The sequence below is a fragment of the Hymenobacter nivis genome (assembly GCF_003149515.1).
GTDB classification, from domain to species: Bacteria; Bacteroidota; Bacteroidia; order Cytophagales; family Hymenobacteraceae; genus Hymenobacter; species Hymenobacter nivis.
Map to the genome: position 1 here is coordinate 4061283 of NZ_CP029145.1, position 22118 is coordinate 4083400.

Genomic DNA, 22118 nt, shown 5'->3' on the forward strand with positions numbered 1-22118 from the left:
CCCGCGCCGGTTACCGTGGCGTGGCTGCGCTGCACGGCCGAGGTATTGACGGAATCACCCATGTTTGTTTTGATTTAGTACAATTTATTGTCACCACTATTGCCAGCCCAACGCATTGAAATGACAGACGAAAGTATTACCATAGGCGACTAAATAATTATCTTCCTGTACAGGGAATTGATTTCCTGATAGGAGGAAGCAAAACAACGCACGGGCTTACGAAATGGCCTTGCCAGCCGTGGCCCCGGCATCCACCACCGGCTCCGACTTCACCTGCCCGATGATGTAGCGCAGGCCTTTGTCCTGGCTCCAGTAGTTCCAGGCCCAGGTGAATGCCACGCCGATGCGGCTGCGGTAGCCCACCAGGGCCAGTACGTGCACCAGGCTCCAGGCCACCCAGGCCGGGAACCCGCCGAGGTGGTACTCGCGGCCGAAGAGCTTGAGGTCGGCCACGGCGCGGTTGCGGCCGATGGTGGCTATGCTGCCTTTGTCGCTGTACTCAAAGGGCTGCATGAGCTGGCCGGCCAGCAGGTGGGCCAGGTTCGCGCCCAGCAAGCGGCCCTGCTGGATGGCCGGCTGCGCCACCTGGGGGTGCCCGTCGGGGTAGGCGGCGGCTTTCATCAGGGCAATGTCGCCGAGGGCAAATACGTTGTCGTAGCCCATCACGCGGTTGTGCTCGTCAACCAGGTAGCGGTTGCCGGGGCCCAGGCACTCGGCACTCAGGCCGGCCACGGGGGCCCCGGTTACGCCCGCCGCCCAAATGAGCGTGCGCGTGACCAGCTTTTCGCCGGTGTTGAGCGTGGCCGTGTAGCCGTCGTACGACTTCACGCGCGCATTGAGCCACACCTGCACGCCCATGGCCTGCAGGTCGGCCAGCGACTGCGCCGAGGCCTCGGCCGACATGCCCTTGAGCAGCACCGGCCCGCTCTGCACCAGGTGGATGTCCATCTGCTTGAGGTCCAGCTCGCGGTAATCCTGCGGAAACACGTTGGCCCTCAGCTCACTCAGGGCCCCGGCCATTTCTACGCCCGTGGGGCCCCCGCCCACAATCACGAAGTCGAGTAGGCTGTTGAGCTGCTCCTGGTCGCCGAGCTGCAGGGCCTGCTCGAAGTTGGCCAGCAGCGTGTTGCGCAGCTCCAGGGCGTCGCTCACGCTCTTCAGCGTCACGGCGTACTCCTGCATCATCTTGTCGCCAAAAAAGTTGCTGGTGGCCCCGGTGGCCAGTACCAGGTAGTCGTAGCGCAGCAGGCCGATGGTGGTTTCCACCACCTGGGCCGTGGCGTCGATGGCCTGCACCTCGGCCAGCCGGAAGTAGAAGTTCTTCTGCTTGCCCAGCACCTTGCGGAACGGGGCCACGATGTTGTCGGGCGCCAGCCCGGCCGTGGCCACCTGGTACAGCAGCGGTTGGAAGGCGTGGTAGTTGTGCTTATCGATGAGCACCACCTGCACCGGCACCTTGGCCAGGGACTGCGCCAGCGCCAGCCCCCCAAAGCCACCCCCCACGATGACCACCCGCGGCTGGCCCAAATCGTCAATTTTCGTCAGTCCATCCATGCTGTAAAGATTGCCAAAGGGCGCGGCCTGGGGCCCCCGGGCCCGAACTCTTTCGGCGCCGGGCGGCGTTACAGCCGCACCGTGCTGATTACTTGTGCTTGCTATGAAGGCTTTACTGTTTTTTTTGCTTTTGGTTGGCGGCAATTGCATTTCTGGCGCCGCCGGCCCCGCGGCCGCGCCGGGCCCCGCCACCGCCTCGGTTACGGTGGTGGTCGTGGGCCTGGCGTCCACCGAGGCAGTGGTGCGGCTGAATTTTTACCACCGCCCCGAAACCTTCCTCAAGCACGGCCAGCAGGCGTTTCGGCTGGAGGTGAAGCCCAACGGCCAGCACGAAATTTCGGTGCCCGTGGCCCTGGCCAAAGGCGAGTGGGCGGTGGCTCTCACCCAGGACGTGAACAACAACGACAAGCTCGATAAAAACCTGCTGGGCATCCCCACCGAGCCCTACGCCTTTTCCAATAACGTGCGCCCCAGGCTCTCAGCCCCCAATTTCGAGGAGTGCAAATTCATGGTCGATGCCGACGGCCAGGTAGTCACCATCAGGCTGATGAAGTAGCCCGCGGTGCGCCAGCACGGGCCCCCACGAAAAAGCCGCCCGGCGGCCTACAGCACCACGCCGTGCCCCAGGGCCTTGAATGCCAAGGCCAGCGCCGCCGCTGCCAGCACCAGCCACCACTGCGGTTGCCTCAGGCCGGTAGAGGCCTCCATTGCCGCCGGGGCCCCCGCGGGCGGCGGCCACGGCGTAAGCGCGGCGCAGCACCATGGGGCTCATGAACATATTGGCTACGATGGCTGGGTGCGGCGCGGGCAAGGCCAGCAGCACCAGCACTACCGAGCCCACCAGCCACGGCCACAGGATGAGGGCTTTCAGGCCGGCCGCTTTGTGGGCGCCGTGGGCCCATGCGGCCGTGGGCAGCAGGCGCGCAAACAGGGGCCCTGCGCCGCTAATGGACTTGACCAGCGCGACTAGAGGGTGAGGACAATCATCGCAACCAATCTAGGGCGGCCGCTACATGCCAGAAGGCCAGAAAAGAAACGACGGTTTTTTCGTAGCGCGTGGCCAAGCGGCGGTGGCGTTTCATGCGGTTGAAAAACCGCTCGATTTTATTGCGGTCTTCGTATTGTTCTTCGTCGAAAGGGGCCGGCGCGGTGCGATTGGGCCGATTCGGAATTACGACGTCGATGTTCTTTTCGGCGCAATAGGCGCGGTTTTTATCGCTGTCGTAGCTCGTATCGGCAATGACCTGGCCCGGCGCGAGGCCTTCGAGCAAGGCCGGTAGGTGGGGGCAGTCGCCGGCTTGGCCGCCGGTGGCCCGCAGGCAGACACCGTTGCCCAGCGCGTCGGTACAGGCGTGGATTTTGGTACTCATCCCGCCCCGGCTGCGGCCCAGGCACTCGGTTGCCGGGTCGCTTTTTTTTGGCCGGCGGCGTGTTGGTGGGCCCGCACCACGGTCGAATCGAGCATCACCCACTGCAAATCGGGCGCTTTCAACGCCTCGAACACGGCCTCCCACACGCCTTTTTGGGCCAGGCGACGAAAGCGGCGGCACACGGAATTGGACTTGCCGAAGCGCTCGGGAAGATCCGCCCAGGGCGCCCCGGTGCGCAGAATCCACGTTACGGCGTTGAAAAAAAAGCGGTTATCCTTTGCTATAACGCCGCAGTCTGTCGCCTTGCCCGGCAAGAGCGGCGCGATGATGGCCCACTGGCGGTCCGTTACCGCGTAGCGATGCGTGAATGTCTTCATTCTTTTTAGTAAAGATAATTGTCCTCACGCTCTAGCGCCAGCACCGCCACGGCCCACGTGGCCCCGGCGGGCACGTGCAGCCGCGACACCAGCTGGCCGGTGTCGCCGCCCGCCACCAGCGGCGCTATCATTTAGTAGCCCAGAAAGTTAATGAGCCCAAACACGCCCAGGTAGAGGATGAACAGGGCCCCGGGCCCGGCCGACCGGCGGCGGTGCGCCAGGGCCAAGAGCATCACGCCCTAGGCCAGGCGCACCAGGGGCCCCGCCGCCGAAATGAGCACATGGGCCGTGTTCGACAGCAGCTGGCTGGTGTTCGCCACCGACGTGTTGTAGAGCACGAAGTGGTTGCCGAGGGCCACGGCCATGGCGGCGCGGCCCATTTTGTGCACCACAATGGTGACCAGGTACGCGGCGATGTAGAGGCAAATGGCGTTGAGGGCCAGCGGGCGGGGGGCAAGCAGCATGATGGCGGGTGAATGGGTCCCCAAACCTAAGGACGAGCCCAGCCGCCGCTGCGCCAAAACTTGCCCAACCGCTCGCTGGGCCCGCCGAACCCGCGCCGGCCGCTACCAAACCGCCCCGGGGCCCTACGCGGCGGGGTTCAGAAACAGCGAACCTTAGGCCGCCAGGGCTTGCAGCTGCTTGTTGATAAAGTCGATTTCCTCGAACGAGAGCTGCAAGTCGATGGCCCGGGCGTTTTGCACGGCCTGCTCGGGGTTGCGGGCCCCCACCAGCGCCACCGTGATGCCGGGCTGCGCCAGCGTCCAGCGGAGCACGAGCTGGCCGAGGGTGGCACCTTTGGTTTCGGCCAGGGGCCGGATTTTGTTCAGGAACCCGTTCACGCGGGCCACGCTTTCGGGCTGAAACAGCTTGTTGGTGCTGCGCAGGTCGCTGGCGTCAAAATACTGGCCGGGCTTCATCTTGCCCGTCAGCAGGCCCAGCTGCAAGGGGCTGTACACTAGGATGCCCTTGTGGTGGGCCTGGCAATACGGCACTACGTCTTGCTCAACACCGCGCCGCAACATGCTATACGGCACCTGGTTGGAGGCCAAGTCGATGGTTTTTTCGGCTTCCTCCATCTGCGCCACGGAGTAGTTGCTCACGCCCGCGGCGCGCACCTTGCCCTGCTCCATGAGGCGCTGCACGGCCTCCATCGTCTCGTCAATCGGCGTGGTGGTATCGGGCCAGTGCTGCTGGTAAAGGTCGATGTAGTCGGTGCCCAGGCGCTTCAAGCTGTCCTCGCACTCCTTGATGATGCTGCCGCGGCTGGCGTACTTGTACACGTCCAGGTCGTGGCCCGCATTGTCCTTGGTTTTCATGGCGAAGTCGCCCTGGGCCAGGTCCCAGCGCATACCGAACTTGCTGAGCAACTGCACCTTGTCGCGCGGCAGGCTTTTAATGGCCTCACCCACAATCTGCTCGCTCAGGCCCTGCCCGTAGATGGGGGCCGTGTCGATGCTGGTTACCCCCAGCTCGTAACTGGCGTGGATGGCGCCCACGGCGTCGTTCTGCTCAGTGCCGCCCCACATCCAGCCGCCGGCCGCCCAGCTGCCAAACGTGATGCGCGAAACCTTGACGCCCGAAGCGCCCAATTCTTGAAATTCCATAGCAAAATGCGGTTCGTAGGCAATGCAACAGGCCCAGGGTCCCGGCGTGTTCAACCCGTTTTTGACGTAAAGCGTTGCCCTACCGGAACACTACCCCGGCCCCGGCAGAGCAATAGCGCCAATGAACGCGGTAAAAACACAAAAATTTCGCAAAGTATTAAAGTTTCCCCCTGGTTTACACAATAGTTAGTGCCTCTTACCCGTGAATATCAGCATAGTGCTAAATGACGTTATAATCAATTTATTGATTACCAAAATATTAGCTTGCTAATACTATTCAGTATTCTCTAATTTTTCTACATTCCCCTCGCCATGGCTATGTAAATCAATGGCTGTCTCATTGGCCGCTGCCGCTGTCATCAGTTTCTCGTTGGCTAGCTGCTCACACAACATCAGCGGCGTGAATTCCAGCGACCCATACGTTGCCGAGCAGGCCCAGAAAGCCCAGTTGCTGCAAGACCAAGCGAACACCCAGGAACGTTTGGTTGAAACCGAGAAAGAACGCCTTAAGGTATTGAAACTTCAACTCGACGGGGCTAAGCAAAATTTGAAGGGCCGCAAAGCCGCCAACAAAGTATAGCCGCCGGGCCCCCGGCCCGGATGAACATTCGGTCGGGGCCCGCTTGTTGTGACGGCACGCGCCGCTCTTCAGCGCTGCTGGGGGCGACTTTTTGTTGCATCCGAATTTATTTTTAAGCGTTATGAAAGTTGAAATCTGGTCCGACGTGGTTTGCCCGTTCTGTTACATCGGCAAGCGCCGGTTTGAGGACGGCCTCCGGCAATTTGGCCACCCCGAGGCGGTGGAAGTGGTGTGGCGCAGCTTCGAGCTGACGCCCGACTTCCGGCCCGTGCCCGGCCAAAGCATTCACGAGTCGCTGGCCGCCAAAAAAGGCATCTCGCCCGCCGAAGGCCGCCGCATGAACGACCACATGGCCGGCATCGCCAAAGAAGTGGGCCTGGCCTACGACTTCGAGCATACCGTGCCGGCCAACACGTTTCTGGCCCACCAGCTCGTGCACCTGGGGGCCCACCACGGCCGGCAAGACGCCACCAAAGAGCGCCTCATGGCCGCCTACTACACCCAGGGCCGCGACCTGAACGACGTGGAAACCTTGGTCGCGCTGGGCACCGAAGTGGGCCTCGACGCCGCCGAAACCCGCCAGGCGCTGGCCGCCGGCACCTACGCCGAAGCCGTGCGCTACGACGAATACCAGGCCCAGCAAATTGGCGTGCAGGGCGTGCCCTTCTTCGTGTTCGAGGATAAGTACGCTGTGTCGGGGGCCCAGCCGGCCGAGCTGTTTGCCGAAGTAATGGGCAAGGTGTGGGACGAGGCCCAGGCCGCCAAGCCCCAGCTGGTGGCCGTGGCCGGCCAGGCCGATGGCCCCATCTGCGGCCCCGACGGCTGCGACTAGCGCCGTCGCCCTGGCTTCCGAACCGCTTATAGAACGGGCCCCGCCAGCACTGGCGGGGCCCGTTTGGCGTTAGGGGCCCCGGGGCGGGGCCACGGCTTCACCCCGCCGACACTTTGCCGGGACCCCCGTGCGGGGCCAGCGGCCCATTTCCTTGGTAGCTTTCCTGCATGAACGCACATTTTTCCCGGAATTGGGCTTTGGCACTGCTTGCTAGCGGTGGCCTGCTGGCGCTGGGGGCCGCCCGGCCCCGCCCGGTCGACGAGAGCATCCTCCAGCGGTTGGCCCGCCAGGTGAGCGAGTACTACGCCACCGTGCTGCCCGAAAAAGCCTACCTCCACCTCGACAAGCCCGTGTACGCCACCGGCGAAACCATCTGGTTCAGCGCCTACGTGGTGGACGGCCTGCGCCACCAGGCCGACTCGCTGAGTAAGGTGCTATACGTGGATTTGGTGTCGCCCGAGCAGAAAATAGTGGCCCGGCGCACTCTGCGCCTGCAAGGCGGCCGCGCCTACGGCGACCTCGACGTGGCCGACACGCTGGCCGCTGGCACCTACCAGCTGCGCGCCTACACCAATTGGATGCGCAACGCCGGCGACGACTTCGTGTACAGCCGCCGCCTGCAGGTGTGGGCCGCCTCGCCCTACACTGCTAATGCCCCGCCGCCGCCCGCCGTGCGGCGGCCCGTTGCCGGGGCCCCCGCCGTGCCTGCGGGCCGGCCCGATGTGCAATTCTTCCCCGAGGGAGGGGCTCTGGTGGCTGGCCTGCCCACCGTAGTGGCCTGCAAGGCGGTGGATGCCAATGGCCGCGGCGTTGACATCAAAGCCCTGATAGTGGACGACCGCAACGCGGCCGTGGTGCCCAATTTTGCCACCACGCACTTGGGTATGGGGCACTTTGCCTTCACGCCCGCCGCCGGCCAGCACTACCGCGCCCGCGTGGCCCTGCCCGGCGGCACCACCGCTGACTATGCCCTGCCCGCCGTGCAGGCCAGCGGCTACAGCCTGCACGTGGCCGATGCCGGCCCGGATTACACGGTGGAAGCCCGCTACCAGGGCCCCGCCGGGGCCCCCGTGCCCGGCCCGGTGATGCTGCTGACGGAGGTGCGCGGCTTCCTGGTGTACATGGCGCCGCGCCCCATCGGCGCGGGCCCCGCCACCTGGAAGGTGTCGAAGGCGCGCTACCCCAACGGTATCCTACACCTTACCCTGGTGGACGGGCAGGGCACGCCGCAGGCCGAGCGCCTGGCCTTCGTGCAAAACGGACCGGCCGCGCTGCCCGCCGCCCTTACCCCCGACAAAACGGGCCCCTACGGCCTGCGGGCCCCGGTACAGGTGAAGGTGCGCGTAGTCGACGCCGCCGGCCAGCCCCTGGCCGCCACCCGCTTGTCGGTGTCGGTGGTCGAAACCGCCCTGGCCGGCCTCGACCCCACTGCCGAAACCATCGCCTCGAACCTGCTGCTGACCTCCGACCTGGCGGGCTACGTGGAGGGCCCCGGCTACTATTTCCAAAACCCCACGGCCGAAACCGCCCGGGCCCTCGACGACCTGCTGCTGACCCAAGGTTGGCGGCGCTTCGTGTGGAAAAACGTGGTGAGCGGCCAGCCCGTCGGCCTCGAATACCCCGCCGACCAGGCCCTGGCCCTGGGTGGGCAGGTGCTGAGCGAGCACGGCTACCGCCCCATCCCCAACAGCCAGCTCACGTTCGTCGAAACCCGGCCCATCCGGCAGGTCACCACGGGCGTTACCAATGCCGCGGGCCGCTTCCGCTTCGTGGGCTTTGATGGGCGCGATACGGCCATCGTGACCTTGCAGGCGCGGCGCGCGCAGGGCGGCTCCAACGTGGTCATCCGGCCCGATACGGGGCCCTCTGTGGAAAACCTGCGGCTGCCGCCCCTGCCCACCCCGCCAGTCCCCGTCGCGGATTTTGTGAAGCGCAGCCGCCAGCAGCAGGCCGACGAGCACGAGATGGACCCCTCGCGGCACCCCGTGGGCATGGTGACGCGCAATATTCTGCTCGATAACGTGGCCGTGACGGCCAAGCGCGTGGCCGTACCCCCCGATGATCCCCGCCGCCTCTACGGGGCCACGGGCGGCACGGTGATTGACTTCGCCAATACCCCGTCGGCGCAGTCGGGTCTGAACATTTTCCAGGTGCTGCAAGGGCGCGTGGCCGGGCTCACCATCAGCGGCAGCCCGCCCAACATGTCAATCCAAATCCGCAACCAGGGCACGCCGCAGTTTATCCTCGACGGCATGCGGGTAGACGCCGACGTTATCAACACCCTCGTATCGAGTGATATTCAGTCGGTGGAAGTTTTTAAGGGTAATGAGGGCGCTATCTTCGGCGGTACCGGCGGCGTTATCGCCATCTACACCAAGCGCGCCGACCCCAAGTACAAGGGCGCCGATAAGGGCCCCGCCCCGGGCATCGTCACCGTGAGGCTGCCCGGCTACTACCAGGCCCGCGAGTTTTACGCGCCCCGCTACGGGGCCCCCACGCTCACCACCCCGGGCCCCGACCCGCGCCGCACGTCCCTCTATTGGAACCCAACGGTGCGCACCGACGCCGCCGGCGAGGCCACGCTCACCTTTTTCACCGCCGACGTGAGCGGTACCTTCCGCGCTACCGCCGAGGGTATCACGGCCGCGGGCCAGCCCGTGCGCGGCACCGCCACCGTGACGGTGCAGGGCAAGTAGCGCCGAACGATAATTAAAAGGAAAGGCCCTGCGCACGTGCGCAGGGCCTTTCCTTTTAGGGGCCTGGCGAAAGTTATTTCTTCGCGCCGGGCTTCACGGCGGCGTTCTTGCCCATCGACTGGGGCTTGTCGCTGGCCGTGGCCGTGCCCTGGTTGGCCGCCTTGAGGGTGGAGCTGGAGCGCGAGGCGCGGTTGGCGCCCGTGGCGGGGGCCGTGTTCACTTTCTGGCCGGGCTTCACGCCGGCGTTCACGGGGCCGTTGGGAGCCGCTGTCACGGGGTCGCCCGTCACGGGCTTGTGGTTCATGGGCCCCGATTTGCCCTGGGCCGAGCCCGGCGCTTGCGCCGAAGCAGTGGTGATGCCGGCTGCCAGCGCGGCCAGGAAAAGGAGCTTTTTCATAAAATGGGAAGAAGGGAAGAATGAGAAAGGATTGGCTCTGCTTACGACGTTTCGGGGGCCACCGTTGGCTCAAAAGCTTTGTTTAAACCCGTTTCAGGCCCGTTGTTCAGCTTCGATTGGCGGTAGGTAGTGGTGGTGGGGGCCCGGGCGGGCCACTAAAAAACCCGGCCTGGTAGCTACCAAGCCGGGGTCTATCAAATTTTCCAGCACTGGAAACCTAGTTGGTCTTGTTGAAAACGGCAGCTTCCAGCCGCTGAAAACGCGCTTCGTAGGCGGTAAGAATTGGAAACTTGCGCTCCAGCTTATCCGTGCGGTTCGCGTTGTAGCTCATCAGCTCCAGCATCTTCATCTGGGTTTGCAGCAGCTTATCCAGCTGCGCGCCCTGCTCCACCAGCCGCTCATCCTGCTGCTCCAGCCGGGCCCCTTGCTGATCGGTGCGGACGCCTTGTTGACTGATTTCCGCCAGCATCGTGTCTTAGCGCTCTCCGGCCTGGGCCTGGCGGGCATCGGATATTTTCAGAATGCCAATGATGTCGTCAATCTGACCAATTTGCCGGTCTATTTGCCCGGCCTGCTGGTCTATTTGCCGTAGCAAGTCGGCCAGCAGGGTCCCAATCTGCCCGAAACGCTCATTACTTTCCATGATTTGAATCTTTTGCGGAAGGTAGCGAATCCTGTTTTACGCCTCTACTAGTTCGGCACTGCCCAGCTCAGCCAGCACCTTTTTGGCCTGCGGGATGGACTTCACCTCCTCGAACGTAATCACCAGCTGCTCTTTGCGTTCCTTCATGCTGGCGCTGCGGGCGTGGGTTTGCACGTAATTGAGGATGTCACCGAACTGGTCGCCCTGGAAATAGGCCTGATGGTCGGGGCCCGCAGGCAGGTAGCCCTTTAGCGTGTCGCGCTTCAGCGTGAGCTTGGCGAAGCCCAGGCGGCCGGCCTGCCAGCGCAGCCGCACCAGGTCGGCGAGCTGCTCCACCTCGGCCGGCAGGGGCCCGAAGCGGTCCACCATGCTAGCCAGCAGCTTGCGCAGGGCTTCGGGTTTCTCGGCCCGGTCCAGCTTGGCGTACAGCTGCAAGCGCTCCGACACGTTGCTCACGTAGCGGTCCGGTATCAGCACCTGGCGGTCGGTTTCCACGCTGCACTCGTGGTTGCGGGCGGCCCCGGCGGCGGCTTGCAGGCGCTGGTTCGAGTCGCCCATGAACAGGTCCTTGAACTCGGTTTCCTTCAACTCGCGCACCGCCTCGTCCAATATCTGGTGGTAGGTTTCGTAGCCCAGGTCGTTGATGAAGCCGCTCTGCTCGCCGCCCAGCAGGTTGCCGGCCCCGCGAATGTCCAGGTCGCGCATGGCCACGTTGAAGCCCGCGCCGAGGTCCGAAAACTCCTCCAGCGTGCTCAGGCGCTTGCGGGCGTCGGCGGGCAGGCCGGCCACGGGCGGCGTCAGCAGGTAGCAGTAGGCCTTGCGGTTGGAGCGGCCCACACGGCCCCGCATCTGGTGCAGGTCGCTGAGGCCGGCCAGGTGGGCCCGGTTGATGATGATGGTGTTGGCGTTCGGAATATCCAGCCCGCTCTCGATGATGCTTGTGCTCACCAGCACGTCATATTCACCCTCCACGAACTTCATCATGCGCTTTTCGAGCAGGTCGCCCTCCATCTGGCCGTGGGCGTAGGTAATCTTCGCGTCCGGCACTAGGCGCAGAATCGTGCCCGCCACTTCTTCGATGTCCTTAATGCGGTTGTGCACGAAAAATACCTGCCCGCCGCGCTTCAGCTCCCGCGCTACCGCGTCGCGAATCAGGATTTCGTCGTACACGTGCAGCTCGGTTTGCACCGGCTGGCGGTTGGGCGGCGGCGTGGCAATCACGCTCAAATCCCGGGCCCCCATCAGCGAGAAGTGCAGCGTGCGCGGAATCGGTGTGGCCGAAAGTGTGAGCGTATCCACGTTCACCTTCAGCTCCTTGAGCTTGTCCTTAGTTTTGACGCCGAACTTCTGCTCCTCGTCAATAATCAGCAAGCCCAAGTCCTTAAAGACAATATCTTTATTGGTAAGCCGGTGCGTGCCGATGAGGATATCGGTTTTGCCCTCGGCCACGCGCTGCAAGGTTTCCTTAATCTGCTTCGTGCTTTTGAAGCGGTTCACGTATTCCACCGTCACGGGCAGCGTGGCCAGCCGGTCGCGGAACGTCTTGTAGTGCTGCATCGCCAGGATGGTTGTAGGTACCAGCACGGCCGCCTGCTTGCCGTCGGCCACCGCCTTGAACGCCGCCCGAATCGCCACCTCCGTCTTGCCGAAGCCTACGTCGCCGCAGATCAGGCGGTCCATCGGGTGGGGCTGCTGCATGTCATGCTTCACGTCCTCAGTGGCCTTGGCTTGGTCGGGCGTGTCCTCGTAAATGAAGCTCGATTCTAACTCCGCCTGCATGAAGCCGTCGGCCGAAAAGGCGAAGCCCGGGGCCGTCTTCCGCTTGGCATACAGCCGAATTAGGTCGGCCGCGATATCCTTCACCTTCTTCTTGACGGCCTTTTTCTTATTCTCCCATTCCGGCGAGCCCAGCTTGCTCATGGTGGGCGGGGTCCCCTCAGCCCCGCTGTACTTGGCAATTTTGTGCAGCGCGTGGATGCTCACCGTCAGCACGTCGTCGTCGCGGTACACCAGCCGGATGGCCTCCTGCACCTGCCCGTTGATGTCCACCTGCGTCAGGCCCGCGAATCGGGCAATGCCGTAGTCCTGGTGCGTCACGTAGTCGCCGGGTTGCAAAGTTTTCAGCTCGCGCAGCGTCAGCGCCTTTTTCTTCGAGAACTTCTTGGTTTCCTGGGCCCTATAGTAGCGCTCAAACAGCTGGTGGTCGGTGTATACGGCCAGGCCCATTTGCTCGTCCACGTAGCCCTCGCGCAAGGCCAGCAGCAGGTGCTGGAACTGCACGTTATTATCAATCTCGTCGAAAATCGTGCGCAGCCGGTCGGCCTGCCGCACCGTATCAGCGGCGATGATGGTGGTGAAGTCGCGGGCCTGGTTTTCGCGCAGGCTCTTCGCCATCCGCGCAAACTCCTTGTTGAAGCTCGGCTGCGGCTTGGCCGCAAACTGAAAAGCGTCGGCGTTTTTGAAGTGAAAACGCTTGCCAAATTCCACTACCGCGAATTCATCAAGCAGCTTTTTAACGTTCCTGCCCGACTCAAACAAGTCGGCCGGCTTACTCACGATTTGCATCCCGCCGCCCTCGCCCAGCATCGCCTGGAAATTGGCCTCCGCCTTGTCGAACAAGTCCGTCACTATGTCCAGGGTCTGGCGCACATCTTTCAGCCAGAGGCAGGCCGTGCGGGGCAGAAACTCAAAGAAGGCCTCCCGCTTTTCCTGCAACAGCTTGGTTTGCACGTTGGGGATGATGCTCACCTGCGGCCGCACCTCCACCGACAATTGCGTTTCGGGGTTGAACGTGCGGATGCTCTCAATCTCGTCGCCAAATAATTCGAGGCGAAACGGCAGGTCGTTGGCGTAGCTGAACACGTCCACGATGCCGCCGCGCACCGCGTACTGGCCCGCTTCGTACACGAAATCCGCCTTCTCAAAGTCGTACTCGCCCAGTAGCTCGCCCAGGAAGTTCACGTCCAGCTTGTCGCCCACCTTCGCCATGAACGTGTTCTTTACCAAGCTCTGGCGGTTGATAACCTTCTCCGTTAGGGCCTCCGGGTAAGTTACGATGAACACGCCCTGCCCCGCCGCCCCGCCGCGCACCGTGTTGAGGCGGTTCAGAGCCTCAGCCCGCATCAGTACGTTGGCGTTCTCGGTTTCGTCGAACTGGTAGGGCCGCTTGTACGAGCTGGGGAACAGCAGCGCTTCGCTGCCCTCGGGCAGCAAGTGCTGCAAATCGGCCAGGAAATAGGCTGCTTCCTCTTTGTCGTGCAGCACAAACACGTGGGCGTGCTGGGGGTTGGCTGCCGCGGCGGCCACTACCGCGTCCTGGCTGCCCACCAGGCCGCGCAGGTGCAGGCGCACGCCGCCAGGGGCCGGCTTGGCGGCCTCACGTAGGCGGGCCGCTAGGGTCTGGATTTCGGGCGAGAGACGGTAAAGACGCAGAAAATCAACTACTTGCACAAAAGTCGGGGCTAGGCAGAAACACGTAAAGCAGCCCGGCCGGAACGTATTCCGGCCGGGCTGGCTCCTGCAATACACCCGGGGCCCGGTGAAGGTTTCCGGGGCCCCAGTAGGCGGGCCGCGTAGCTTTGCGGTCTTTTATTGCTATTCGGTTTTTAGTGCGCGGATCTTCTCACCTGGCCATCGGCCTCATCACGGGCGTGGCCGTTGCGGGGCTGGCCCCGGGCGTGCCTGCCTCGCTGGCCGGCGTAGCCCTGGCCGGCTTTTCGGCCCTGGCCCCCGACCTCGACCACCCCGAAAGCCGCCTGAGCCAGCGCCTGGGCTTTGCGCAGCACTACGTGCGCTGGGCCTTCGTGGCGGCGGCGCTGGTCATTGGGGCCTATAGCTACCTGCACCTGCACGTGGGCGGTGGGCAGCGGCTGTACTACCTCATCGCCCTGGGTTTTGGCCTGCTGGGGGCGGGCTTGCAGGGCGGCTCGGCGCGGCGGCTGGCGCTGCTCTTCACGGGGCTGGGCACGGGCGTGGCGGGCCTCTACGCCGGGCAGGTGTGGCTGAGCCTGCTGGGCGCCTTCATCGCCCTGGCGCCCTTCACCAGCCACCGCTCCTGGACGCATACCGTGTGGGCCACCGCCTTCTGGACCTACGTCGGCTACCTGGCCGAGCACCACTTGGGCTGGCGCGGCGTGGCCCTGTTTGCGGGCGCCGGCTACGCCTCGCACCTCGTGGCCGATAGCCTCACCAAGGCGGGCGTGCGCTGGCTGTTTCCGCTGCTGGGCTACGCCTTCAAAATCCCGCTCATCCGCACCGGCTCGCCCTCGGGCAATTTGCTCGAAGTAGGTATTTGCGCCGGCTACGCGCTGCTGGTGCTGGGACTAATAATGGGCAAAATAGGATTTTAGGTATTATTTTCTGTGCTTCGGATGTAAAAGAAACGGGCAATCGGTTGCATTAGTCGGCACGAGCTATTAGCTTCGCAGCGGATATGTGCGGAGAGGGCGGGATTAGGTGCCGATTTATACGTTATTTCTTCGTTATTAATTGGTTCTGCCAGCCGGGATTACGCTTAATTAGTCACTATAATTATTGATTAACGGCCCGCTGGGGCCCCCAGCCGGCCCGGTTCTTGGCCGCCGTCTCCCCCCCACTCACTTCTGAACTGCTCCATCCCGCGTTGCCGCTTTGGCGCGCGGTGGGGCCCTGTCCGCACGTCTCACATTAAAACATTTCTCATTTACTACTATTTTACCCAACCATCCGCATGAACCAGATGAATAGCCCCCTGATTCGCGTCGGCGTGTTTTACGACGGCAATTATTTCCTAAAAATCAGCGACTATTACTATTTCCAGCACGAGCGAAAGGCGCGGATCAGCCTCGAAGGCCTGCACGAGTTTATCCGCCACCAGGTGGCCGAGGAAGAGGATGTGGACGTACGCCTGGCGCAAATCACCGACGCCCACTTCTTCCGGGGGCGCCTCTCGGCCACCGAGGCCCGCGACAAAGACCGCCTGTTTCACGACCGCCTGCTCGACGATATTCTGATGAACTTGGGCGTGAGCACCCACTACATGCCCCTGAAAACCCGCGACGGCCGCTTGCAGGAAAAAGGCATCGACGTGTGGCTCTCGCTGGAGGCCCTGGAGCTGGCCCTGCACAAAACCCTCGACGTGGTGGTGCTCATCGCTGGCGACTCGGACTACGTGCCCCTCATCCGCAAGCTTAACACCGTGGGTACCCGCGTAATGCTGCTGAACTGGGACTTCAAGTACGAAGACTTCAAAGGCGAAACCCGCGTGACGCGCGCCTCGCAGCAGCTGCTGGAGCAGGTGACCTACCCCGTGGCCATGCACACCGTGATTGACCGCGGCCTGACCGCCCAGGACGAAGTGGTGGAGGCCCTGTTCGTAAGCCAGTCGGAGCCAGCCGCGTTTGCGCCCAGCACCATGGCCGCCGCCGCTGCGCCCAAGCCCATCCGCCCCAACGGCCCCACCGCCGCGGGCCCCGTGGGCACCACCGGCATGAGCACCATCAAAAACCTGAAAAACGGCTTCGGCTTCGTGGTGATGCCGCCCAACAACCTGTTCTTCAGCTACGCCGACCTCACCGAAGGCGACTTCAACGACCTGCGCGAGGGCGACTGGGTGGAGTTCACGGTGGGCCGCAACCACCGCGACGAGGACTGCGCCCGCAACGTGCGCAAAGTGGCCGCCCCCCAGCTGTCCGAAACCGACGACTATGAGCCCGAGCCGGACCTGCAAACGGTGCCCGTCGAGCTGTAAATTTTGAGCTGTTAGCTACTGGCTGTTAGCCGTTAGCTCTTTCATGGGAACTACTAATTTTAGTAAAAGCAGCCCAGTAGCCAAATCTGGTTAGAAAAGCGCCACGGGTCCCCGCGGCGCTTTTTTTGGGCCCCGGCGCGGGCGCGGGCTAGCGAATTTGGTCGGACTGGGGGCCCCGCAGCAGGTGCGCAAAGTCGCGCTTGTCGGCCGGGTAGCGGTTGAAGGTGCCCAGGCCGCGGGCCACGGCCACGTCGGGGCCCCCAGCCACCACCCGGTACACTACGCAGCTGCTCACCAGCAGGCGCTGGCCGGTGTGCTCCACGCGGCCCTCGGCGCGCAGCTCGTCGTGCAAGTGTACGGCGTGCAGGTAATTCATTTTGAACTCGACGGTGGACACCAGCTCCTGGGTGGTGAAGGCCAGCGTGAGGGCCGCCGCCCCGAGGGCCGCGTCCATGAGGCCGGCCAGCACGCCACCGTGGCAGGTGTTGGGCGACGATAAATGCTCGGGGCGCACGTGCATCCGGTAGTCGGCCTGGCCGGGGCCCGGCACGTCCAGTGCCATGCCGTTGGCGTGGCCGTAGCGGTTGATTTGGTTGTACACGGCCACCATGGCGGCGAGGTCGGGGAGGGGGGACATGGCAGGACTGTGAAAAAACAAACGCCTGGCCCCCGGCGGCCCGGGCAACGCCCGGCCGCCCGGCGCGTACTACAAGGCCGTTTTGGCCGGCCGGGGCCCCGGGGCGGAGCGCAAAGATGCACCCGGGCCCCAGCTATCTTCGTGCTGGGCAGCGGCGATTTCCTTTGTACTTCAACCAACCTTCCGACATGGCCTCCTTCGATATTGTGAGCAAAGTGGACCCGCAAACCCTCGAAAACGCGGTGAACACGGCCCAAAAAGAACTCCTGACCCGCTACGACCTCCGCGACACCAAGGGCGGCATCGAGCTCAACAAAAAAGAAAACACCATCCTACTTTCCTCGGAAAACTCGATGCGCGTGAAGGCCCTCGAAGATATTTTGCTGGGCCGCGTGGTGAAGCAGGGCATCGACGGCACCAGCCTCGACTTTTCGGCCGACGAGCAGCCCAGCGGCCAGCTCATCAAGAAAACCATCAAGGTGCGCGCCGGCGTGGACAAAGAATTCGGCCGTAAAATCATCAAGGCCATCAAAGATGCCAAGGTGAAGGTGGAGGCCCAGATGCAGGACGACCAGGTGCGCGTGACGGCCAAAAAGATTGACGATTTGCAGGCCGCCATCGCCGTGCTGCGCCGCGCCGATATTGGCCTGCCGCTGCAATTCGTGAATATGAAAAGCTGAAAAATGTGAAAATGAGGTGATGTGGAAAGGTGAAAAATAGCCAAGCTGCTTAACTCTCTAATTTCCCACATTTCACGTTCTTACATCTTCACATTTAATCTATGTACGATTTCTCGGCCTTTGGGCAACTGCAAACCTGGATTAGCCTGCTGACCCTCACGTTCATGGAAATCGTGCTGGGCATCGACAACATCATCTTCATTTCCATCGTCGTGAACCTGCTGCCCCGCGAGCAGCAGCCACGCGGGCGCACCATCGGCTTGCTGCTGGCCCTGGTGTTCCGCGTTGCCCTGCTTACCAGCATCTCGTGGCTTGTGAGCCTGCGGGCTCCGCTCTTCACGCTGCCCATCCCGACGGCGGAGGGCCCCTTCGGCGTCACGGGCCGCGACCTGATTTTGATGACCGGGGGGGTGTTTCTGCTCTACAAAAGCATCGTCGAGATTTACGAAAAGCTACAAGGCCACGACGACGACGGTGCCGGTATGGGCAAGGCCGGCACTACCATGGCGGGCGTAATCGTGCAAATCGTCATCATCGACATCGTATTCAGCTTCGACTCTATCCTCACGGCTGTGGGCCTGGTAAGCAACGTACTGGTGATGATTGCGGCCGTGATTATCGCCATGGGTATCATGCTGGCCTTCTCGGGCGTGGTAGCCGATTTTGTAAACCGCAACCCCAGCATCAAGGTGCTGGCGCTGTCATTTCTCATCATGATCGGGGCCATGCTGGTGCTCGAGGCCGCCCACCAAGAAATTCCCAAGAGCTACGTGTATTTTGCCATGTTCTTCTCGCTGGTAGTGGAGCTGCTGAACATGCGCATGCGCAAAAACATGGACGCTGTGCAGCTGCGCAACTCAGAGTGCGAGTAGCGCAGCTGCTTACAAAATCAACAGAAAGTGGTGGGCCCCAGGCGGGCGCCAGCGCTTTTTTTAGGCAGCCACTAGGGCCCCCACAGTGGCCGCCTGGCCCAGCACGCGCTGCTGGGCCAGCGCCAGCAGGCGGCGGTTCAGCTCGGGCCGTTGGGTGCGGTAGTAGGTGTACTCGGCGGCCGTGAACAGGGCCGTGACGAGGCCGATAATGGTGTAGCGCAGCTTGGTGTTGCGGCCCAGTAGTTCGGTGAGCAGGCGCTGCTGGATGGTGGCATCGGCCGCGGCTAGGGCAATGTGGTGGTCGCGCACGAAGTCGGCCACCGCGGCCAGCAGCAGCGCGTTTTGCAGCTTCAGTACGGGGCGCAGCGTGGCGTGGAGGAAGTCGCCCACGGTATCGGTAGCCGCATCGGCGGGCGTTTCGGTGGGCACCAGGGGGCGCAGGGCGCGGAGCTGGTCGTCGGGGCGGAGGAAATCGGGCATGGGGTTAGTTGCTTGTTATCCGTTATCAGGCTGGTGCTATTTGGAAGCTGTTCGAGTTAGGTAAAACGGTCATGCTGAGCTTGCCGAAGCATCTCTGCCGCGGTAGTAATCTTAATTAGTTGCGCGGGAGAGGTGCTTCGGCAAGCTCAGCATGACATTCAAATTTTAATTTTCAGACACTTCAAACAACGAACAACTAGACTACGCCCAGCTTTACCAGCACGTCCCAGAGAACCACGCCGGCCGCCACGCCCACGTTCAGCGAGTGCTTGGTGCCAAACTGCGGGATTTCCACGGCCACGTCGCACAGGGCCAGCACCGCGTCGTCCACACCGAACACCTCATTGCCCAGCACCAGCGCCAGCGGCCGGCCCGGCGCGGGCCGGAACTGCGGCAGTGGCACGCTGCCCGTGGTTTGCTCCACGGCCACTACCTGGTAGCCGGCCGCTTTTAGGGCCCCCACGGCGTCGGTCGTTTCGGCGGCGTATTCCCAGGCCACGGCGGTCTCGCTGCCCAGGGCCGTTTTGGTGATTTCGCGGTGCGGCGGCCGCCCGGTGATGCCGCAGAGCCAGATTTTTTCGAGCGCAAACGCATCGGCGGTGCGGAATACAGCGCCCACGTTGTGCAGGCTGCGCACGTTGTCCATCACCAAAACCACGGGGCTTTTGGGCGTACTTTTGAAGTCGGCCACCGCCACGCGGTTCAGCTCGGCCATGGTAAGTTTTCGCATGGCCAAAGGTAGGAACGTGCCGCGGCGCGTTCTGCGTTGGGGCCCTGGCGCCCCGTGCCGCTGGGTCCCCCGCGGCCCGTGCTGCGCTAGTAATTGCCGTTTCCTCACCGCCCGAAGCCCTGGCTTCGCGCCCCAGGTTTTTTCGCTTTGTCCGCTCCCAAAAAAGAATTCGTCATCAAGTCCGTGGGCCCCGACCACTTCATCGCCGCGCCGGTGATCGATACGCCCCTGATGAAGCAGTACTACCAGCTCAAAACCCAGTACCCGGGCGCGGTGCTGCTGTTTCGGGTGGGTGATTTCTACGAAACCTTTGGCGAAGACGCCGTTACTGCCAGCCGCATCCTCGACATTACCCTCACCAAGCGCGGGGCCGGCACGTCCAGCGAGGTGCCGCTGGCCGGCTTCCCGCACCACTCGCTCGATACGTACCTGCCCAAGCTGGTGCGCGCCGGCCAGCGCGTGGCCATCTGCGACCAGCTCGAAGACCCCAAGCAGGCCAAGGGCTTGGTGAAAAGAGGAATAACCGAGCTGGTGACGCCCGGCGTTAGCCTGCACGACAACGTGCTGGAGCGCCGCGCCAACAACTACCTGGCCGCCATCCACTTCGGCAAGAGCGAGGCCGGCATTTCCTTCCTCGACATCAGCACCGGCGAGTTCCTGGTGGCCCAGGGCGACATTGGCTACCTCGGCAAGCTGCTGCAAAACTTCGGGCCCGCCGAGGTGCTGTTCTGCAAGAAAAGCCGTGGCGACTTTGAGCGCCACTTCGGCCCCGATTTTTGCACTTATGCCTTGGATGAGTGGGTGTTCGGCCCCGACTACGCCCACGACACCCTCACGCGGCACTTCCGCACCACGTCGCTCAAGGGCTTCGGGGTGGATAATCTCAAGGAAGGCGTCATCGCCGCCGGCTGCATCCTGCACTACCTGGCCGAAACCAAGCACGCCAACCTCAGCCACATCGCCAGCCTGGGCCGCCTGGAGGAGGACAAGTACGTGTGGCTCGACCGCTTCACGGTGCGCAACCTGGAGCTGATTCAGGCCCAGCACCCCGGCGGCGTGCCCCTGATTGACATTTTGGACCAGACGCTGACCCCGATGGGGGCCCGGCTGCTGCGCAAGTGGGTGGTACTGCCGCTGAAGGAAGTGGGCCAGATTCAGCGCCGCCTCGACACCGTGGGGGCCCTGGTGGCCGACGAGGACCTGCTGGCCGACCTCACCCAGCACCTGCGCCAAATCAATGACCTGGAGCGCCTCATCAGCAAAGTGGCCGTGCGCCGCGTGAACCCGCGCGAGCTGCTGCAACTAGCCAGGGCCCTAGAGGCCGTGGAGCCCATGCGTGCCCGGCTGGCCGGCTCCGGCGTGCGGGCCCTGGAAAAGCTGGCTGACCAGCTCAACCCCTGCCTGGCTCTGCGCAAGGAGATTCAGGCCAAAATCAAGTCCGACGCGCCCCTGCTCACCAACCAGGGCGGCGTGCTGCACGACGGCGTGGACGCCGAGCTGGACGAACTGCGCGGCCTGGCCTTTTCAGGTAAAGACTACCTCTTGCAGCTGCAAGTGCGCGAGCAGCGCAACACCGGCATCTCGTCGCTAAAAGTGGCTTACAACAAGGTGTTTGGCTACTACCTCGAAGTCACCAATGCCCACAAAGACAAGGTGCCCGCGGCCTGGATTCGCAAGCAGACCCTGGTGAACGCCGAGCGCTACGTGACCGAGGAGCTGAAAACCTACGAGGAAAAAATTCTCCACGCCGAGGAGCAATTGTTCGTCATCGAGCAGCGCATCTACACCGATCTGGTGCTGAGCGCGCTCGATTTCGTGCCCCAGATTCAGCAAAATGCCCGCGCCATCGGCGTGATGGACTGCCTGGCCAGCTTTGCCCTCACCGCGCGCCAGCACCGCTACGTGCGGCCGGTGGTGAACGACGGCACGGTGCTCGACATCAAGCAGGGCCGCCACCCCGTCATCGAGCGCCAGCTGCCGCCCGGCGAAAGCTACATCCCCAACGACATCTGCCTCGACCAGACCGACCAGCAGATTGTGGTGATTACGGGTCCCAACATGGCCGGCAAATCGGCTCTGCTCCGCCAAACGGCCCTCATCGTGCTGCTGGCCCAAATTGGCTCCTTCGTGCCCGCCGAAAGCGCCACGGTGGGCATCATCGACAAGATTTTCACCCGCGTGGGGGCCTCCGACAACCTGAGCAAGGGCGAGAGTACCTTCATGGTGGAGATGACCGAAACTGCCTCCATCCTGAACAATTTATCAGACCGCAGCCTCGTGCTGATGGACGAAATCGGGCGCGGTACCAGCACCTACGACGGCATCAGCATCGCCTGGGCCATTGTGGAGCATCTGCACAACAACCCCAAAGCCAAGGCTAAAACCCTGTTTGCCACCCACTACCACGAACTAAACCAGCTGGCCGACGACTGCCCGCGCGTCCGCAACTACAACGTGGCTGTGAAGGAAGCCGACGGCCGCATCTTGTTCCTGCGCAAGCTGCAGGCCGGCGGCTCCGAGCACAGCTTTGGCATCCACGTGGCGCGGCTGGCCGGCATGCCCACCGCCGTGGTGCTGCGGGCCAACGAAATCATGCACCACCTCGAAGTGGAGCGCACCAGCGCCGGCGTGGACGACGCCGGGGCCCCCACCGCGTTCGACGCCGTGCTGGCGGGCCTCGACGAGGACCCCCAGCCGGCCCAGCCCCGGCCCCGCGCCACCTCGGCCGTGGCCACCGCCCCGCGCGCCCAGCTCCAGCTAAGTATGTTCGAGCCCGGCGACCCGGCCCTGGAACGCCTGCGCGAGCTGCTCCAAAACCTCGACGTCAACACCCTCACGCCCATCGAAGCGCTGCTAAAGCTGAACGAATTGAAGCTGACGCTGGGCCCCGCGTAAATTTTTCAGGCTGAAAATGAGCCCCAAAGCTGCGCCAGGG

The 22118-nt window shown here is 63.3% G+C and carries 21 protein-coding genes and 1 pseudogene; 10 read left to right on the forward strand and 12 right to left on the reverse strand.

Features of this window, described 5'->3' with window-relative positions:
* Positions 1-216 precede the first annotated feature (216 nt).
* The gene (locus DDQ68_RS18025) at positions 217-1554 is read right to left on the reverse strand and encodes an NAD(P)/FAD-dependent oxidoreductase (RefSeq protein ID WP_109657549.1); all 1338 of its coding nucleotides are present in this window, start codon (positions 1552-1554) and stop codon (positions 217-219) included.
* Positions 1555-1657: 103 nt separating this feature from the next.
* On the opposite strand from DDQ68_RS18025, the gene DDQ68_RS18030 reads away from it, so the two are divergent.
* Positions 1658-2110, forward strand: a complete 453-nt coding sequence (locus DDQ68_RS18030) for a DUF2141 domain-containing protein (RefSeq protein ID WP_109657550.1) — start codon at positions 1658-1660, stop codon at positions 2108-2110.
* A 75-nt stretch (positions 2111-2185) separates the two neighbouring features.
* Entirely contained in the window at positions 2186-2524 is a 339-nt protein-coding gene (locus DDQ68_RS23055; protein ID WP_162550225.1) for a hypothetical protein, read from the forward strand.
* A gap of 13 nt (positions 2525-2537) precedes the next feature.
* Here DDQ68_RS23055 and DDQ68_RS24855 read toward each other — a convergent pair.
* The 4 genes and pseudogenes from DDQ68_RS24855 to DDQ68_RS18050 form a co-directional block, all read right to left on the reverse strand.
* A pseudogene (locus DDQ68_RS24855) lies at positions 2538-3301 on the reverse strand (IS5 family transposase).
* Between the two features lie 5 nt (positions 3302-3306).
* On the reverse strand, positions 3307-3432 hold the full coding sequence (locus DDQ68_RS24315) for a hypothetical protein (protein ID WP_281271043.1): 126 nt from the start codon (positions 3430-3432) through the stop codon (positions 3307-3309).
* Between the two features lie 108 nt (positions 3433-3540).
* Positions 3541-3765, reverse strand: a complete 225-nt coding sequence (locus DDQ68_RS18045) for a hypothetical protein (protein ID WP_109657552.1) — start codon at positions 3763-3765, stop codon at positions 3541-3543.
* Between the two features lie 153 nt (positions 3766-3918).
* Positions 3919-4908 carry an aldo/keto reductase gene (locus DDQ68_RS18050; protein ID WP_109657553.1) on the reverse strand — a complete coding sequence of 330 codons (990 nt, stop codon included), beginning with the start codon at positions 4906-4908 and terminating at the stop codon, positions 3919-3921.
* A 340-nt stretch (positions 4909-5248) separates the two neighbouring features.
* On the opposite strand from DDQ68_RS18050, the gene DDQ68_RS18055 reads away from it, so the two are divergent.
* The 3 genes from DDQ68_RS18055 to DDQ68_RS18065 all read left to right on the forward strand — a co-directional run bounded on the left by DDQ68_RS18055 (position 5249) and on the right by DDQ68_RS18065 (position 9016).
* Positions 5249-5488 (forward strand): hypothetical protein, encoded by a 240-nt coding sequence (locus tag DDQ68_RS18055; protein ID WP_211320171.1) that lies wholly within the window; start codon positions 5249-5251, stop codon positions 5486-5488.
* 121 nt (positions 5489-5609) lie between these two features.
* Positions 5610-6320 (forward strand): DsbA family oxidoreductase, encoded by a 711-nt coding sequence (locus DDQ68_RS18060; RefSeq protein WP_109657555.1) that lies wholly within the window; start codon positions 5610-5612, stop codon positions 6318-6320.
* 197 nt (positions 6321-6517) lie between these two features.
* Positions 6518-9016, forward strand: a complete 2499-nt coding sequence (locus DDQ68_RS18065) for a TonB-dependent receptor plug domain-containing protein (RefSeq protein ID WP_162550227.1) — start codon at positions 6518-6520, stop codon at positions 9014-9016.
* Between the two features lie 73 nt (positions 9017-9089).
* Here the strand turns inward: DDQ68_RS18065 and DDQ68_RS18070 are convergent, their stop codons facing one another.
* From DDQ68_RS18070 to mfd, 4 genes are all read right to left on the reverse strand, one after another.
* On the reverse strand, positions 9090-9413 hold the full coding sequence (locus DDQ68_RS18070) for a hypothetical protein (RefSeq protein WP_109657557.1): 324 nt from the start codon (positions 9411-9413) through the stop codon (positions 9090-9092).
* Between the two features lie 217 nt (positions 9414-9630).
* Positions 9631-9882: a hypothetical protein gene (locus tag DDQ68_RS18075; RefSeq protein ID WP_109657558.1), complete on the reverse strand. Its 252-nt coding sequence runs from the start codon at positions 9880-9882 to the stop codon at positions 9631-9633.
* Between the two features lie 6 nt (positions 9883-9888).
* Positions 9889-10056: a hypothetical protein gene (locus tag DDQ68_RS23060; RefSeq protein WP_162550228.1), complete on the reverse strand. Its 168-nt coding sequence runs from the start codon at positions 10054-10056 to the stop codon at positions 9889-9891.
* A gap of 36 nt (positions 10057-10092) precedes the next feature.
* Entirely contained in the window at positions 10093-13506 is a 3414-nt protein-coding gene (mfd, locus tag DDQ68_RS18080; RefSeq protein ID WP_109657559.1) for a transcription-repair coupling factor, read from the reverse strand.
* 158 nt (positions 13507-13664) lie between these two features.
* Between mfd and DDQ68_RS18085 the strand changes: the two genes are divergently transcribed.
* Positions 13665-14405 (forward strand): metal-dependent hydrolase, encoded by a 741-nt coding sequence (locus tag DDQ68_RS18085; RefSeq protein WP_162550229.1) that lies wholly within the window; start codon positions 13665-13667, stop codon positions 14403-14405.
* A gap of 368 nt (positions 14406-14773) precedes the next feature.
* Positions 14774-15784, forward strand: coding sequence for an NYN domain-containing protein (locus DDQ68_RS18090; protein WP_342767412.1), 1011 nt, complete (start codon positions 14774-14776; stop codon positions 15782-15784).
* Between the two features lie 148 nt (positions 15785-15932).
* Here DDQ68_RS18090 and DDQ68_RS18095 read toward each other — a convergent pair whose 3' ends face one another.
* Positions 15933-16421: a PaaI family thioesterase gene (locus DDQ68_RS18095; RefSeq protein WP_109657562.1), complete on the reverse strand. Its 489-nt coding sequence runs from the start codon at positions 16419-16421 to the stop codon at positions 15933-15935.
* 188 nt (positions 16422-16609) lie between these two features.
* Here DDQ68_RS18095 and DDQ68_RS18100 point away from each other — a divergent pair, with 188 nt between their 5' ends.
* Both DDQ68_RS18100 and DDQ68_RS18105 read left to right on the forward strand, forming a co-directional pair.
* Positions 16610-17101, forward strand: coding sequence for a YajQ family cyclic di-GMP-binding protein (locus DDQ68_RS18100; RefSeq protein ID WP_109658500.1), 492 nt, complete (start codon positions 16610-16612; stop codon positions 17099-17101).
* A 101-nt stretch (positions 17102-17202) separates the two neighbouring features.
* Positions 17203-17973: a TerC family protein gene (locus tag DDQ68_RS18105; protein WP_109657563.1), complete on the forward strand. Its 771-nt coding sequence runs from the start codon at positions 17203-17205 to the stop codon at positions 17971-17973.
* Between the two features lie 60 nt (positions 17974-18033).
* Here the strand turns inward: DDQ68_RS18105 and DDQ68_RS18110 are convergent, their stop codons facing one another.
* A complete protein-coding gene (locus DDQ68_RS18110; RefSeq protein ID WP_109657564.1) occupies positions 18034-18453 on the reverse strand; it encodes a hypothetical protein in 420 nt (139 codons plus the stop codon).
* Between the two features lie 196 nt (positions 18454-18649).
* Positions 18650-19183, reverse strand: coding sequence for an RNA methyltransferase (locus DDQ68_RS18115; protein WP_109657565.1), 534 nt, complete (start codon positions 19181-19183; stop codon positions 18650-18652).
* A 231-nt stretch (positions 19184-19414) separates the two neighbouring features.
* Here DDQ68_RS18115 and mutS point away from each other — a divergent pair, with 231 nt between their 5' ends.
* Positions 19415-22078 (forward strand): DNA mismatch repair protein MutS, encoded by a 2664-nt coding sequence (mutS, locus tag DDQ68_RS18120; RefSeq protein WP_109658501.1) that lies wholly within the window; start codon positions 19415-19417, stop codon positions 22076-22078.
* The last annotated feature ends 40 nt before the right edge of the window (positions 22079-22118 follow it).